Raw genomic sequence first — 12,699 nt, 5'->3', positions numbered from 1 at the left:
GGTCAACCCCGCCGGATGCTTTCGCACCGCCGCAAGGCGGGCAAAGACGGGCAACGGACAGGCAAGGGGCGATGGCATGGCGGGTTTCTGGACCGGGCTGGTTCACGGCACGCTGATCTGCGGCGCGACGCTGGCCGCGCTGTCGCTGGCCTTTCCGCGGAGTGTCGATGTCGAACAGAAGCCCGAGGCGGCTTCGACAGCCCGGCCCGAAGCGCAGCCACTGCGTGCCGAGCCACCGGCAAGCGCCAACCCGCCTTCCGCGCCGGTGCAGGCCGAGGCTGCGGCGGCTGCGCCGACCTCTGTTCCCGTGCCGCCGCAAGAGGCGGACCGCACGGTAGGGGGCCTGCCCGCCGCGCCTGCCGCGTCTTCTGGGGAAGTGCCCGTCACGGCTGCGCCGGATGCAGCCGGGGCGCAGGAAAGCCCCCTCGGGAATACGGTTGCTGCCCCGCGCGAGCCCGCAAGCCCGGCAGAGCGGCTTCCCGATCCCATCGGCTCGGACTTCCGGCGCGGGTCGGACGATCCGCCGCGGGTGCCCCAGGCGTCCCCCGCGCCCATCGAACGCCATGTTCCCCGCAGCGTTGCGGCCAGCGGGGAGGGGGCGCCGCCACCCGCGCCGGCCTCGGTCGAGGCGCCGCCCGTTCCGGCGGCGCCCGCCTTGTCCGACCTGCCGGCCCCCGAGGCCTTCGTGCCGGAACCGCTCATCGCCCCGGCCGAGGAAGCCCCTGCAATCGTGGTTGCGCCCGGGCGGGTTGCCGCCCCTCAACTGGACAGCGTGCCCGAGCCGCGCGGACCTGTGAACGAGGCGCTTGCGGCTGTCGCGCCGGACCCCACCGCTTCCGCAACGCCGGGCGATCCGCCTGCGCCGGAGCCTGCCGCCGATCGCCGGCCAGCCGCAGCGGAACCGGACCAGCCCGCGGCAGAGGACAGCCCCGCCCGCGCCCCGCGTCCCGCGCCCGACCTCTCGATCCCGCAGGCCCTGTTCGCGCCCGCCGCCGGTGCCCGCAGCGCCCCCGCATTGCCCCAGCCCGCGGCGGCGACCCCGCCCGGCCCCGACCTGTCCGACATCAACCCCGGAGCCTCGCGCTGATGCTGCCCCTGAACCCTCGTCTTGCCGCCACCTTCCGCCCTCCGATCATGGAGGCGCGGCGTTGGCTGGACGGGCTGGCCCCGGACCCGGGGCGTCCGCTGATCAATGTCAGTCAGGCCGCCCCCGTCGGTCCGCCGCCCGAGGGGCTGCGGCAGGCCATCGCCGAGGCCGCGCTGACCCAGGCCGGGGCGCATCTTTACGGCGACGTCCTGGGCAGGCCCGAACTGCGCGAAGCTGTCGCCGCCGAATGGAGCCGCGCCTATTCCGCCCGCCTGACCGCCGATCAGGTGGCCATCACCCAAGGCTGCAACCAGGCCTTCTGCGCTGCCATGGCCACCGTCGCGGGGGCGGGGGACGAGGTCATCATCGTCGTGCCGTGGTATTTCAACCACAAGATGTGGATGGACATGCAGGGCATCACGGCGGTGCCCCTGTCCTGCGGGCAGGGGATGGTGCCCGACCCGGAAGCCGCCGCCGCGCTGGTGACGCCGCGCACGCGGGCGCTGGTGCTGGTCAGCCCCAACAACCCGTCGGGTGCGGAATACCCGGCCGAGGTGCTGCGCGGCTTCTACGACCTTGCCCGCAGCCGCGGCCTCGCGCTGATCCTGGATGAAACCTATCGCGACTTCGACTCGCGCGACGGCGCCCCGCACGATCTGTTCACCGATCCCGACTGGGGCGACACGCTGATCCAGCTTTATTCCTTCTCCAAGGCCTATCGCCTGACCGGGCACCGGGTCGGCGCGCTGGTCGCCAGCCCCGAGCGGCAGGTCCAGGCCGAAAAGGTGCTGGACACGCTGGCCATCTGCGCCTCGCAGCTTGGCCAGATCGGGGCCTTGTGGGGAATGCGGAACCTGCGCGGCTGGCTGGCCGGAGAGCGGCAGGAAATCCTGCGCCGCCGCGCCGCCATGACCCGGGCGATGGCGGGGCTTGACGGCTGGCGGCTCAAGGGCTGCGGCGCCTATTTCGCCTGGGCGGAACACCCCTTCGCGGAAAGCTCGGCCACGCTCGCGCCCCGGCTGTTGCAAGAGGCGGGCGTGCTGCTGCTGCCAGGCACCATGTTCATGCCCGAGAATGACCCCGAGGGTGCCCGCCATGTCCGCATCGCCTTCGCCAATGTGGACGAGGCTGGCATTGCCACGCTGGCGGAACGGCTCTCCGCCATCCGCGCCTGAGCCTGCGCCCCAAGCGGCGGCTTGCCCGCAACACCCCCGCGCCCTAAGAACGCGGGCGAATTGCACCAGACGAGGAAACCAGCCGATGAGCAGCCTGCGGACCAAGGGGAAATCGACGGTGGTCTGGCTGCTGATGGGGATGCTGCTGTTGGGCCTCGGCGGCTTCGGGATCACCAACTTCTCGGGCATCGGCTCGGCCGCGATCGGCGCGGTGGGGGATACCGAGATCGACAGCGACGACTACCTGCGCGCGGTGTCCTCGGAACTGCGGGCGCTGGCGGCCCAGACCGGCCAGACCCTGACGCCCGAGCAGGCCCGCGCCATCGGCATCACCCAGAACGTGCAGGCCCGCCTGTTCACAGCCGCCGCGCTTGAGGAAGAGGCCCGGCGCATCGGCCTGTCCGTGGGCGACGAGACGGTGCTGCGTGACCTGACCTCGGCCCCCGGCTTCCAGACCACCGGCGGCCAGTTCGACCCCGCCCGCTATCAGGAGGTTCTGCGGCAGGAGGGCCTGCGCCCCGCCGAGTTCGAAGAGGATGTCCGCATGGACGCCGCCCGCCTGATCCTGCAGGACGCGGTCGTGGGCGGCGTCACCGCGCCCCAGACCCTGCGCGACACCACCGCCGCCTGGATTCTGGAACGCCGCGACTTTTCCTGGGACGAACTGACCACCGAGGATCTGGCCGCCCCCATCACCCCCCCGGACGACGAGACGCTGGTGGCCTGGCATCAGGCCAACGCCGCCCGCTTCACCGCGCCCGAGGTGCGGCGGATCACCTATGCCTGGCTGACCCCCGAGATGCTGGTGGACAGCGTGGAACTGGACGAGACCGCCCTGCGCGACCTGTATGAAAGCCGCATCGACGAGTTCCGCCAGCCCGAGCGCCGCATGGTCGAGCGGCTGGTCTATCCCTCGGACGCCGATGCCGCCACCGCCAGGGCACGGCTGGACGCCGGGGAAGCCACTTTCGAGCAGCTTGCGGTCGAACGCGGACTGACCCTGACCGACATCGACCTTGGCGAACTTTCCGAAGCCGAGCTTGGCGTGGCGGGACCCGCCGTCTTCGCGCTTGATCAGCCGGGCGTCGTGGGGCCGGTCCAGACCCCCCTCGGCCCGGCGCTGATCTCGATGAACGCGATCCTCGACCCGGTGGACATCCCCTTCGAGCAGGCGGTGGTGGACCTGCGCGCCGAGGCCGCCGCCGACCGTGCCCGCCGGGTGATCGAGGAGCAGGCGCATGACCTGGAGGACCGGATCGCCGGCGGCGCCACGCTGGAGGAACTGGCCGAGGCCACCGACATGGAGCTTGGGACCATCGAGTTCTCGGCCGAAACGCCCTCGGAAGGGATCGCGGCCTATCCCGGCTTCCGCGAGCGCGCCCGCGTCCTGTCCGAATCCGATTTCCCCCAGCTTCACCAGTTCGACGAAGGCGGCATCTTCGCCATGCGGCTGGACGAGCTTGTCGCCCCTGCGCTGATCCCCTTCGAGGAGGTGCGTGACGAGGTGCTGGCCGACTGGACCGCCGCCGAGACCCGGCGCGAGCTGAAGGCCCGCGCCGAGGAACGCGAGCTGGTCGTCGAATCCGAGGCCGAGGCGAACGCGCCGGCCAGCACCGACGAGACCGTGGGACCGGCCGCGCTTGCGCCCGCGCAGGGCTTTCAGGTCGCGACGGATGTCGAGCGCGACACCGGCATCGAGGGCGTGCCGCAATCCGTCGTCGCCGACGGCTTCCGCCTGACCGAGCCGGGCGAGGTCGCCGCCGTCGAGGCTGAGGGCCGGGTGTTCATCATCCGCCTCGACGCGATCAAGCCCGCCGATCTGGCAGCCGAAGAGGCCGAGCCGATCATTGCAGGCGTCGAAAACCGGCTGACGAACTCGCTGCAGGCGGACCTGTTCAACGCCTATGCCCGCGCGCTGCAGGCCAAGCACGGGATCACGATCAACGACGGCGCGCTTGCCGCGGCCGATGCGCGGCTGCAGTGATGGAACTGACGCCTGACTTCGCCACCTTCGAGCGGGCCTGGGCCGAGGGGCGCAACCAGTTGGTCACGATCCGGCTGGCTGCCGATCTGGACACGCCCGTCAGCCTGATGCTGAAGCTGGCCGAGGCCGCGCCGCTGTCCTTCATGCTGGAAAGCGTGACCGGGGGCGAGGTGCGGGGCCGCTATTCCATCGTCGGGATGAAGCCCGACCTGATCTGGGAATGCCGCGGCACACAGGCCCGCATCAACCGGCAGGCCCGCTATTCCGACGCCTTCGAGGATGACCCCCGCCCGCCGCTGGAGAGCCTGCGTGCCCTGATCGCGGAAAGCCGGATCGAGATGCCCGAGGGCGTCCCGGCCAGCGGCGCGGGCCTGTTCGGCTATCTGGGCTACGACATGATCCGGCTGGTCGAGCATCTGCCGGACATCAATCCCGATCCCATCGGCGTGCCCGACGCCATGCTGCTGCGCCCTTCGGTCGTGGCGGTTCTGGACGGGGTGAAGGGCGAGGTGCTGCTTTGCGCCCCCGCCTGGGCCGATCCGGCCGTTCCGGCCCGCGCGGCCTATGCGCAGGCCGCCGAGCGGGTGATGGAGGCGCTGCGTTCGCTGGACCGCGCCGTGCCCGAGCCTCGGGCGCTGGGCGAGACCGCCGCCATCGGCGAGGCGCGATCGAACTTCACCCGCAAGGGCTATGTTGCGGCGGTGGAAAAGGCCAAGGACTACATTCGCGCGGGCGACATCTTCCAATGCGTGCCGTCGCAGCGCTGGGCGATCGACTTCCCGCTGCCCCCCTTTGCGCTTTACCGCAGCCTGCGGCGGACGAACCCGTCGCCCTTCATGTTCTTCCTGAACATGGGCGGCTTCCAGATCGTCGGCGCATCCCCCGAGATCCTCGTGCGCCTGCGGGATAACGAGGTGACGATCCGTCCCATCGCCGGCACCCGCCCGCGCGGCGCGACGCCCGACGAGGACCGCGCCAACGAGGCGAGCCTGCTGGCCGATGAAAAGGAACTGGCCGAGCATCTGATGCTGCTGGACTTGGGGCGAAACGACGTGGGCCGCGTGGCCAGGGTCGGCACCGTGCGCCCGACCGAGGAATTCATCATCGAGCGCTATTCCCACGTCATGCATATCGTCTCGAACGTCGTGGGCGAGTTGCGCGAGGGCGAGGACGCGCTGTCGGCCCTGCTGGCGGGCCTGCCGGCGGGCACCGTCAGCGGCGCCCCCAAGGTCCGCGCGATGCAGATCATCGACGAACTGGAACCCGAAAAGCGCGGCATCTACGGCGGCGCCATCGGCTATTTCGCGGCGAATGGCGAGATGGACATGTGCATCGCCCTGCGGACCGGCGTGGTCAAGGACGGCAAGCTTTACGTCCAATCCGGCGGCGGCGTCGTCTATGACAGCGACCCCGAGGCCGAGTTCATGGAATGTCTGCACAAGTCCCGCGCCATGATCCGGGCTGCGGAAGGGGCTGCGCGCTTTCTGAGCGGGAACGGCTGACGGCGCGCAGCCGGGGGCAGGAGAGGGGAGGCGCTCCTGACCCCTAAATGTTCGGCCGAAGAAGGCGAACGGCGATGGCCCGGTCGCGTGCCTGCACGCCCCGGGTGCGCGTCACAGGTGGATGGCGCTTGGGGGCCATCCACGCTGCAGGATTCATCTTGCCTCGGACAGCCGCGTGGACCGCGCGTCGGCCGGCGGATTCGACATGATCTCTTTCAGGCTGCGGCGGATGCGCTGGGCCTCCTCGACCCGCATCCGCGCCTTCATCAGACCGGCTTCGTCCTCATCGGTATCAAGCGCCAGTTCATAGCGGCGGATTTCCTTGGCCATGCAATCCTCCCCGGCAAGGCATCTCATGCAAACGTCATGGCGCCCTTGGGGGTTCCTTGGGAACCGGCATCTGCTGCTGCCGGTTCTTCCCCCATGACAACGGAGACGACGATGATGCCCGATCCAGAAGATCCTGCCGAGCCGCGCCACGCCGTCAGCGACCTCAAGCGAGGCGAGACGGACAAGGATGCAGGCGGTTCGACCCTGCAGAACGAATACACCGGCGAGGCGGCGCGCGACGGCATCCCCGCCAATGGCACCGAACCGACCGAGGCCCGCGGCCCCGACGATGTCGGCGCCTGACAAAAGGAGAACAGCATGGGTAACCTGACTTCTGAAACCGTCCGCTACCAGCGCACCGAGGAGGTCCGGCCGGACAATGCCGAGCGTATGAAGCGCCAGCAGTCCGAGCAGGAGGCCGCGATCCGCGACCCCCAGACCAAGGAAGGGGACGTGCCCGCACCCAATCCCGGCAAGGCCACGGGATAATGCGAAAGGCCGGGGAAAACCCCGGCCTGTCGTTTCAGTCGCTGCCCCGATAAGGCTCGACATATTGCAGGGCCAGGTCCCAGGGGAAGAAGATCCAGGTGTCCTGGCTGACCTCGGTGATATAGGTCTGGACCATCGGCTTGCCCTTGGGCTTGGCATAGACGGTTGCGAAATGCGCCTTGGGATACATCTTCCGCACCAGTTCCAGCGTGCGGCCGCTGTCCACAAGATCATCGACGACCAGCACGCCCTCGCCCTCGCCCATCATCGCGGCGTCGGGGGCCTTCAGCACCTGCAACTCGCCCTGTTCGCCCTTGCGATAGGACTTGACGCTGATCGTGTCGATGGTGCGGATGTCCAACTCCCGCGCGACGATCATCGCCGGGACCATGCCGCCGCGCGTGATCGCCACCACGGCGCGCCACTCGCCACCCTCTTGCGGGGTCTTGTCCTGCAGCCGCCAGGCCAGCGCACGGGCGTCGCGGTGCATCTGGTCCCAGCTGACATGGAAGCCGCGTTCATGCGGCAGGCGGTCGGGGCGTCCTTCGGGGCGGGACATCGGTGAACTCCTTTTCAGTTGCGGAGCATCAGCGTCAGGCCGAGCGCCCCGATCAGCGTGCCGGCGACGCGGTCGATCGCCGTCTTGGCGGCACGATAGCCGCGCCGCATCGGGCCTGTCGCCATCAGAACCGTCACGGCGGCGTAAAAGCAGACCTCGACCGACAGCGCCACCAGATAGATGACCGCCGCCCCCGCCGTCGAAAGGACCGGGAAGATCGTCATGATGACGCCCGCATAGAACAGCGCGGGCTTGGGGTTCGACAGGTTCAGCGCAAGCCCCTGCAGAAAGCCGGGGCCGATGACGGATTCGCCCTCCATCGCCAGAGGATCGGTAGCGTGGCGCCACATCTGGATGGCGATCCAGATCAGATAAGCGCCGCCCAAGAACCGCAGCACTGTGTAGGACTGCGGCAGCACCCGGAACAGCACCGTCAGGCCGAACAGTGCAAACAGGCACCAGAAGGAAGCGCCCATCGCCAGCCCCATCGCATAGGGCATCGACGCCTGCCGCCCCCGCGCGGCGGCGGACCGGCTGGCCGCGATGATGGCGGGGCCGGGCGACAGGATCGCCAGCGCCAGAGTCGCGACGAACAGGCTCAGCGCGGGCAGGGTGATCGCGCCCATCAGCGGCGGGTCATTCGGCGGCCTTGCGCCCCGTCACCGCGTCGATGTCGGGCGCGTCCACGGCCTTCATGCCGACGACATGATAGCCCGCATCGACGTGGTGAGTCTCTCCGGTGACGCCGGACCCGAGGTCCGACAGCAGGTACAGCGCCGACTTGCCCACGTCCTCGGTCGTGACGTTGCGTCGTAGCGGCGAGTTCAGTTCGTTCCACTTGAGGATGTATCGGAAGTCCCCGATCCCCGATGCGGCCAGCGTCTTGATCGGCCCGGCCGAGATCGCGTTCACGCGGATGCCGTCCTTGCCCAGATCCTCGGCCAGGTAGCGGACCGAGGCCTCGAGCGCCGCCTTCGCCACACCCATGACGTTGTAATGCGGCATCACCCGCTCGGCTCCGTAATAGGTCATGGTCAGGACCGACCCGCCCGCCGGCATCATCGCCGTTGCGCGCTGCGTCACGGCGGTGAAGGAATAGACCGAAATATCCATCGTCATCAGGAAGTTGTCGCGCGTCGTGTCGACATAGCGGCCCCGCAACTCCTCCTTGTCGGAAAAACCGATGGCATGGACGAGGAAATCCATCTGCCCCCAACGCTCCTTCAGCGACGCAAACAGCGCATCGACCGAATCCATGTCCGCCACGTCGCAGGGCAGAACGATGTCCGATCCAAGCTGCGCGGCCAGCGGCTCGACCCGCTTCTTCAGCGCCTCGCCCTGATAGGAAAAGGCCAATTCCGCCCCTTGGTCCGCCAGCGCGCGGGCAATGCCCCACGCGATCGACTTGTCATTCGCAAGGCCCATCACAAGGCCCCGCTTTCCCGCCATCAGACCTGCAACCGGGCGCTCGCTTGACATGGGCCGTCCCTCACGATTTCAACCTTCGGTGAGGATTAGGGCAAAGCCAGAGGGGCATCAAGATGAGCGACCGCACCGGCATTTTCGCGGGCGACGATCCCTTTGAAATCGCCCGGCGCTGGCTGGACGAGGCCGCGCGGACCGAGCCGAACGACCCCAATGCCATCGCCTTGGCCACCGTGGATGCCGAGGGCCTGCCCGACGCCCGCATGGTGCTGCTGAAGGAAATCGAGATAGGACCGAACGGCGCCTTTGTCTTCTACACCAACTACGACAGCGCCAAGGGCCGCCAGATCGGGGAAACCGGCAAGGCGGCCTTTGTGATGCACTGGAAATCCCTGCGCCGCCAAGTCCGCGTGCGCGGCGCCGTCACACGCGAGGAAGGGCCGCAGGCCGACGCCTATTACGCCAGCCGGGCGCTCGAATCCCGCATCGGCGCGTGGTCCAGCCGCCAGAGCCAGCCACTGGAAAGCCGCAGCGCCCTGATGGCCGAAGTCGCCCGTCAGAGCCTGCGCCAAGGGCTCAATCCCCAGCGCCCCCCGTTCTGGGGCGGCTTTCGCATTGCCCCTGTCCAGATCGAATTCTGGGCCGATGGCGCCTTCCGCTTGCACGACCGTTTCCGTTGGACGCGCGGGCAGGAGGGCTGGGACGTGATGCGCCTGCAACCCTGAAGAATTTGCAACCTTGGGGCGATTGAAGCTTGCGGATGCTCCTGAAGTCTTTGATCCTGCAAATGTGAGAATGGTTTTCCTTGCAGTGATCCTGTGTTAATCCTCTCGGCGTTTGCTGACGGGTCCTCCGTGATCCAGACTTGATGATTCCATTATTATAGCGTTGATTTAACGAGATTCCTGATGCGCGATGACAAGACACTGCCTGCCCATCCGGTCAGGGGCCGCGTGAAGTGGTTCGACCCGGCCAAGGGATTCGGCTTCATCGCCGATGCCGAGGGGGGTGCCGACATCCTTCTGCATGGCAATGTGCTTCGCAGCTTCGGGCAAAGCTCGATCATCGAGGGCTCGGAAGTTGAGGTTCTTGCCGTCCAGACCGCACGCGGGCGGCAGGCGACCGAGGTGCGGGCCGTGTCGCCGCCGCCGTCGGACGCGCCGCCGCCAATTGCAGAACTTGCGGACATGGATGAGGCCGAAGTCAGGGCGCTGCCGCTGCTGCCGGCGCGGGTCAAGTGGTTCGACCGCAACAAGGGCTTCGGCTTCGCCAATGTCTTCGGCCGCAAGGGCGACGTCTTCCTGCATATCGAGGTGCTGCGCCGCTTCGGCTTCGCCGATCTCGTCGGTGGCGAGGCGGTCTGCCTGCGGGTCTTCGCCGCCGGGCGGGGCATGGTCGCGGCCGAGGTCGCGGCTTGGGAAAAGGCGGTGACCGAGGGCCAGCCCCTTGCCGAGTTTCAGGCGGATGCCGAGATGCTGGAAAAGATGCGGAAGCTTTCGGCACCCTCCGCCGAGCCGCCGGGTCAGCCCAGGAAGGTCCTGCCATGAACTTGACGCGGGCCGGGGCGCTTGCGGTCATGGCGGCCGCCGCGGGCCTCGGTGCCGCGCAGGCTGCCGACTGTTCCCCCGGAACCGCAGTCCTGACGACGCCGCAAGGGACCGAGATCCGCGTTGCGGTCGAGATCGCCGACGATCCGGCCGAGCGGGCGCAAGGTCTGATGTGGCGCAAGGAACTGCCCGCCGGACAGGGGATGCTTTTCGTCTATGAAACCCCGCAGCCGGTCAGCTTCTGGATGAAGAACACGCTGATTCCCTTGGACATCCTGTTCTTCGATGCCCGCGGCGTGCTGCGGCATGTGCATCCTCAGGCGCGTCCCCTTGATCTCAGCTCGATCCCCGGCGCCGCGCCGGGCGATCCCGACCCGCACCGGCTGCTGGTGCTGGAGATCGGCGGGGCCGAAGCCGAGCGCCGGGGGCTGGTTCCCGGCACGGTGCTGAGCCACCCTGCGGTGCCCCAATCCGGCGCTGCAATCCCCTGCGACTGAGCTTTCCGCTTTCGCCCCCCGCGTGTCCGGTCTAGAAGACCCATGGTCCGGGGCGTGGCGCAGCCTGGTAGCGCGACGGTTTTGGGTACCGTAGGCCGGAGGTTCGAATCCTCTCGCCCCGACCAGCACTTGGCTTGTTCCGAAGTGGCCCGGTTTGCAGTTTCGTTCCCCAAGGGCCTTTCCGGCGGGTCTTGGCGTCCTTGCCGGCGATTCGGCAGACATGTGCTGAATGCCCGACTGCAGCTTCGAGAATGTGGCCACCAGGAAAGCGCCATGCTTGCTTCTCAGCTTATGATGGTACCATGGCGGCAGGCAGCAACACCACCGCCAATTCATCAACCTGCCGCAGGGATCCTTCATCTTGACCTGCTGCCCGTTTTCTGGACCGCGCCGCGTTGGGATTTTCCAGTCTAGTTTTGGGCCGAGGACACGGAGAGGACCCATGAAAAGATCGAAGTTCAGTGAGGCCCAGATTGCCTTCGTGCTGCGGCAGGCGGAGGATGGCGCGACGGTTGGCGAGGTGTGCCGCAGTTCGCCCACTGCGCGGACGGGGATCAGCGAGGCGATCCGTCTCACGCCTGGCGGAAGAGGTATGCCGGGCTGATGCCCTCCGAGATGCAGCGGCTGCGCCAGCTCGAGGAGGAAAATACGAAGTTGAAGAAGCTCGTGGCCGATCTGAACCTGGACAAGGCCATGCTTCAGGACATGCTCGCAAAAAAGCTCTGAGGCCTGCACGGCGGCGCCAGCTCGTCGATGAAGTTCGGGCCACGTGGAAGGACAGAGGTGGTTCGCTTCATCTGAACAACGTCGGGTCTCGTACCAAGTGGATCTCCGCCTTGGTTGCGCCGCCGCCGGGATTGGCGTCGGCTGGCTGAGACAGGCCCGATCGGGTGTCTGCCCGCCAGGCATGAGGAGGATCAGGAAACGATCCGGGGGATCGTTTCCCTGACGGTTGGAATGCGGCCTTTTGCCGTTGTGGAAGCCTTGGATGGCGGCCGATCGGGACCCGGGCCTCGGAGACGCTGGCGTAGGCGCGCAGATACGCCTCCTCGTGTTTCATCACCGTCCGCCAGAGCCGCTCGACAAAGATGTTGCCGCGCCGTCGGCGCATGCGCCGCCCCCCTGCCGTCCATGCCGATGGCGAGTTCGGCATTCTTCGGCACCTTGACGAACTCGACGCCGGTGAACCGCGAGCCATGGTCGCTGTTGAGGATCCCGGGCCGTCCGTGGCGGGCGGGCGCCTCTTCCGGCGCCTCGATGCGAGACAGTCCGCCGGCAGCGTGATCGAGAGCCGCCAGGCCGGGACCTTGCGGCTGAACCGGTCGATGACGGCGGCGGGGCAGACGACGCCGTGGGCCATCGGGACGCAGGTGATGTCCATCGCCCGGACCTGGTTGGGCCGGACCCCCGCCGGATTTCGCGAGCCGGGTAGGGACGGACCTTGTGGCCCCGCGCCGGTTTCGACGTGTTCGGACGGCGGAAGGGCGCCGCGACCGCCATCTTCTTCATCAGCGTCGCGACGCGAGGACGACCTGCCCGGCATCCTTCAGCCTGCCACAGGCCCCTCGGCATCCGGCTGCCCGCGAACGGATGCTCCAGGTGCAACGCGTCGATCCGGCGCATCAGCGCGGGATCGGCCTCCCGGACCGGGCGCGGCAAGCAACGGACGCCGCCCCGACCGATCCCGAGCGCCTTCGCCCGGCGACCGACGCTCAGCCCATGGCCGCGGTCGATCATCGTCCTGCGCCCGGCAGCAGACCTGCCTCGGCCCGAGCGCGCCGGACAAAAACCGTTCTCGGACGTCAGCTCGCCGATCTTCGCATGCAAGCTCTTCACATCCACCACCGGAGCCGCCCCGGCGGGGGCGACGGCGCCGAAAACGCCGGAGGCGCCTTCCAGGAGCTGCGTCCGCCATTGCGTGATCCGGTCCGGAGGCACGTCGAACTGCTCGGCCAGTTCGACCAGCGTCCTCCCGCCCTTGACGGCGGCAAGCGCCACCTCCGCCTTGAAAGCCGGGCTGTGGCGCCTGGTGCGGTCGTCCGCTCATGGTCTCTCCTCGCTCCTCGGCATCATGCCGAGGTCGCGCGGACGATCCACTCAACGC

General features: G+C 68.3%; 13 protein-coding genes, 1 tRNA gene and 2 pseudogenes. 11 read left to right on the top strand and 5 right to left on the bottom strand.

The window, feature by feature from the left end; translation table 11 throughout:
• The first annotated feature begins 76 nt into the window (after positions 1-76).
• The 4 genes from Q4F04_RS06305 to trpE all read left to right on the top strand — a co-directional run bounded on the left by Q4F04_RS06305 (position 77) and on the right by trpE (position 5,748).
• Positions 77-1,087: a hypothetical protein gene (locus tag Q4F04_RS06305; RefSeq protein ID WP_303369010.1), complete on the top strand. Its 1,011-nt coding sequence runs from the start codon at positions 77-79 to the stop codon at positions 1,085-1,087.
• Complete coding sequence (locus Q4F04_RS06300) at positions 1,084-2,262, top strand: aminotransferase (RefSeq protein ID WP_303369007.1); 1,179 nt, start codon at positions 1,084-1,086, stop codon at positions 2,260-2,262. The genes Q4F04_RS06305 and Q4F04_RS06300 overlap by 4 nt, the downstream gene beginning before the upstream one ends.
• Before the next feature lie 85 nt (positions 2,263-2,347).
• The gene (locus Q4F04_RS06295; protein ID WP_303368983.1) at positions 2,348-4,246 is read left to right on the top strand and encodes a peptidylprolyl isomerase; all 1,899 of its coding nucleotides are present in this window, start codon (positions 2,348-2,350) and stop codon (positions 4,244-4,246) included.
• On the top strand, positions 4,246-5,748 hold the full coding sequence (gene trpE, locus Q4F04_RS06290; protein WP_303368982.1) for an anthranilate synthase component I: 1,503 nt from the start codon (positions 4,246-4,248) through the stop codon (positions 5,746-5,748). Before Q4F04_RS06295 ends, trpE begins: the two co-directional genes overlap by 1 nt.
• Before the next feature lie 153 nt (positions 5,749-5,901).
• On the opposite strand, the gene Q4F04_RS06285 is transcribed toward trpE, so the two are convergent.
• Entirely contained in the window at positions 5,902-6,078 is a 177-nt protein-coding gene (locus tag Q4F04_RS06285) for a hypothetical protein (RefSeq protein WP_303368981.1), read from the bottom strand.
• A 111-nt stretch (positions 6,079-6,189) separates the two neighbouring features.
• Between Q4F04_RS06285 and Q4F04_RS06280 the strand changes: the two genes are divergently transcribed.
• On the top strand, positions 6,190-6,381 hold the full coding sequence (locus tag Q4F04_RS06280) for a hypothetical protein (RefSeq protein WP_303368980.1): 192 nt from the start codon (positions 6,190-6,192) through the stop codon (positions 6,379-6,381).
• Positions 6,382-6,396: 15 nt separating this feature from the next.
• Positions 6,397-6,567 carry a hypothetical protein gene (locus Q4F04_RS06275; protein ID WP_303368979.1) on the top strand — a complete coding sequence of 57 codons (171 nt, stop codon included), beginning with the start codon at positions 6,397-6,399 and terminating at the stop codon, positions 6,565-6,567.
• Between the two features lie 34 nt (positions 6,568-6,601).
• Here Q4F04_RS06275 and gpt read toward each other — a convergent pair whose 3' ends face one another.
• From gpt to fabI, 3 genes are read right to left on the bottom strand one after another with little or no spacing between them, the layout of a single operon-like run.
• The gene (gene gpt / locus Q4F04_RS06270) at positions 6,602-7,126 is read right to left on the bottom strand and encodes a xanthine phosphoribosyltransferase (RefSeq protein WP_303368978.1); all 525 of its coding nucleotides are present in this window, start codon (positions 7,124-7,126) and stop codon (positions 6,602-6,604) included.
• Between the two features lie 14 nt (positions 7,127-7,140).
• Positions 7,141-7,752: a LysE family translocator gene (locus Q4F04_RS06265; protein WP_303368977.1), complete on the bottom strand. Its 612-nt coding sequence runs from the start codon at positions 7,750-7,752 to the stop codon at positions 7,141-7,143.
• Between the two features lie 10 nt (positions 7,753-7,762).
• Positions 7,763-8,605, bottom strand: a complete 843-nt coding sequence (gene fabI, locus Q4F04_RS06260; protein ID WP_303368976.1) for an enoyl-ACP reductase FabI — start codon at positions 8,603-8,605, stop codon at positions 7,763-7,765.
• Positions 8,606-8,667: 62 nt separating this feature from the next.
• On the opposite strand from fabI, the gene pdxH reads away from it, so the two are divergent.
• The 5 genes and pseudogenes from pdxH to Q4F04_RS06235 all read left to right on the top strand — a co-directional run.
• A complete protein-coding gene (gene pdxH, locus Q4F04_RS06255) occupies positions 8,668-9,276 on the top strand; it encodes a pyridoxamine 5'-phosphate oxidase (protein ID WP_303368975.1) in 609 nt (202 codons plus the stop codon).
• 183 nt (positions 9,277-9,459) lie between these two features.
• A complete protein-coding gene (locus tag Q4F04_RS06250; protein ID WP_368660703.1) occupies positions 9,460-10,098 on the top strand; it encodes a cold-shock protein in 639 nt (212 codons plus the stop codon).
• Positions 10,095-10,595, top strand: a complete 501-nt coding sequence (locus Q4F04_RS06245; RefSeq protein WP_303368974.1) for a DUF192 domain-containing protein — start codon at positions 10,095-10,097, stop codon at positions 10,593-10,595. The genes Q4F04_RS06250 and Q4F04_RS06245 overlap by 4 nt, the downstream gene beginning before the upstream one ends.
• A gap of 48 nt (positions 10,596-10,643) precedes the next feature.
• Positions 10,644-10,720, top strand: a tRNA-Pro gene (locus Q4F04_RS06240).
• 317 nt (positions 10,721-11,037) lie between these two features.
• Positions 11,038-11,356, top strand: a pseudogene (locus Q4F04_RS06235) (transposase); the annotation flags it as partial.
• Positions 11,357-11,438: 82 nt separating this feature from the next.
• Here the strand turns inward: Q4F04_RS06235 and Q4F04_RS06230 are convergent.
• A pseudogene (locus Q4F04_RS06230) lies at positions 11,439-12,593 on the bottom strand (DDE-type integrase/transposase/recombinase); the annotation flags it as partial.
• Positions 12,594-12,699: the final 106 nt, after the last annotated feature.

The organism is Paracoccus sp. (in: a-proteobacteria), from assembly GCF_030536915.1.
Taxonomy (GTDB): domain Bacteria; phylum Pseudomonadota; class Alphaproteobacteria; order Rhodobacterales; family Rhodobacteraceae; genus Paracoccus.
Note: the sequence above shows the minus strand (reverse complement) of the source record. Positions and strands in the feature narration are given on the sequence as shown.

Coding starts and splice junctions, on each gene's coding strand:
- Q4F04_RS06285 (WP_303368981.1), bottom strand. CDS start 6,078: ATGGCCAAGGAAATCCGCCGCTATGAACTGGCGCTTGATACCGATGAG.
- Q4F04_RS06250 (WP_368660703.1), top strand. CDS start 9,460: ATGCGCGATGACAAGACACTGCCTGCCCATCCGGTCAGGGGCCGCGTG.
- Q4F04_RS06280 (WP_303368980.1), top strand. CDS start 6,190: ATGATGCCCGATCCAGAAGATCCTGCCGAGCCGCGCCACGCCGTCAGC.
- gpt (WP_303368978.1), bottom strand. CDS start 7,126: ATGTCCCGCCCCGAAGGACGCCCCGACCGCCTGCCGCATGAACGCGGC.
- Q4F04_RS06275 (WP_303368979.1), top strand. CDS start 6,397: ATGGGTAACCTGACTTCTGAAACCGTCCGCTACCAGCGCACCGAGGAG.
- fabI (WP_303368976.1), bottom strand. CDS start 8,605: ATGTCAAGCGAGCGCCCGGTTGCAGGTCTGATGGCGGGAAAGCGGGGC.
- Q4F04_RS06295 (WP_303368983.1), top strand. CDS start 2,348: ATGAGCAGCCTGCGGACCAAGGGGAAATCGACGGTGGTCTGGCTGCTG.
- Q4F04_RS06305 (WP_303369010.1), top strand. CDS start 77: ATGGCGGGTTTCTGGACCGGGCTGGTTCACGGCACGCTGATCTGCGGC.
- pdxH (WP_303368975.1), top strand. CDS start 8,668: ATGAGCGACCGCACCGGCATTTTCGCGGGCGACGATCCCTTTGAAATC.
- Q4F04_RS06265 (WP_303368977.1), bottom strand. CDS start 7,752: ATGGGCGCGATCACCCTGCCCGCGCTGAGCCTGTTCGTCGCGACTCTG.
- trpE (WP_303368982.1), top strand. CDS start 4,246: ATGGAACTGACGCCTGACTTCGCCACCTTCGAGCGGGCCTGGGCCGAG.
- Q4F04_RS06245 (WP_303368974.1), top strand. CDS start 10,095: ATGAACTTGACGCGGGCCGGGGCGCTTGCGGTCATGGCGGCCGCCGCG.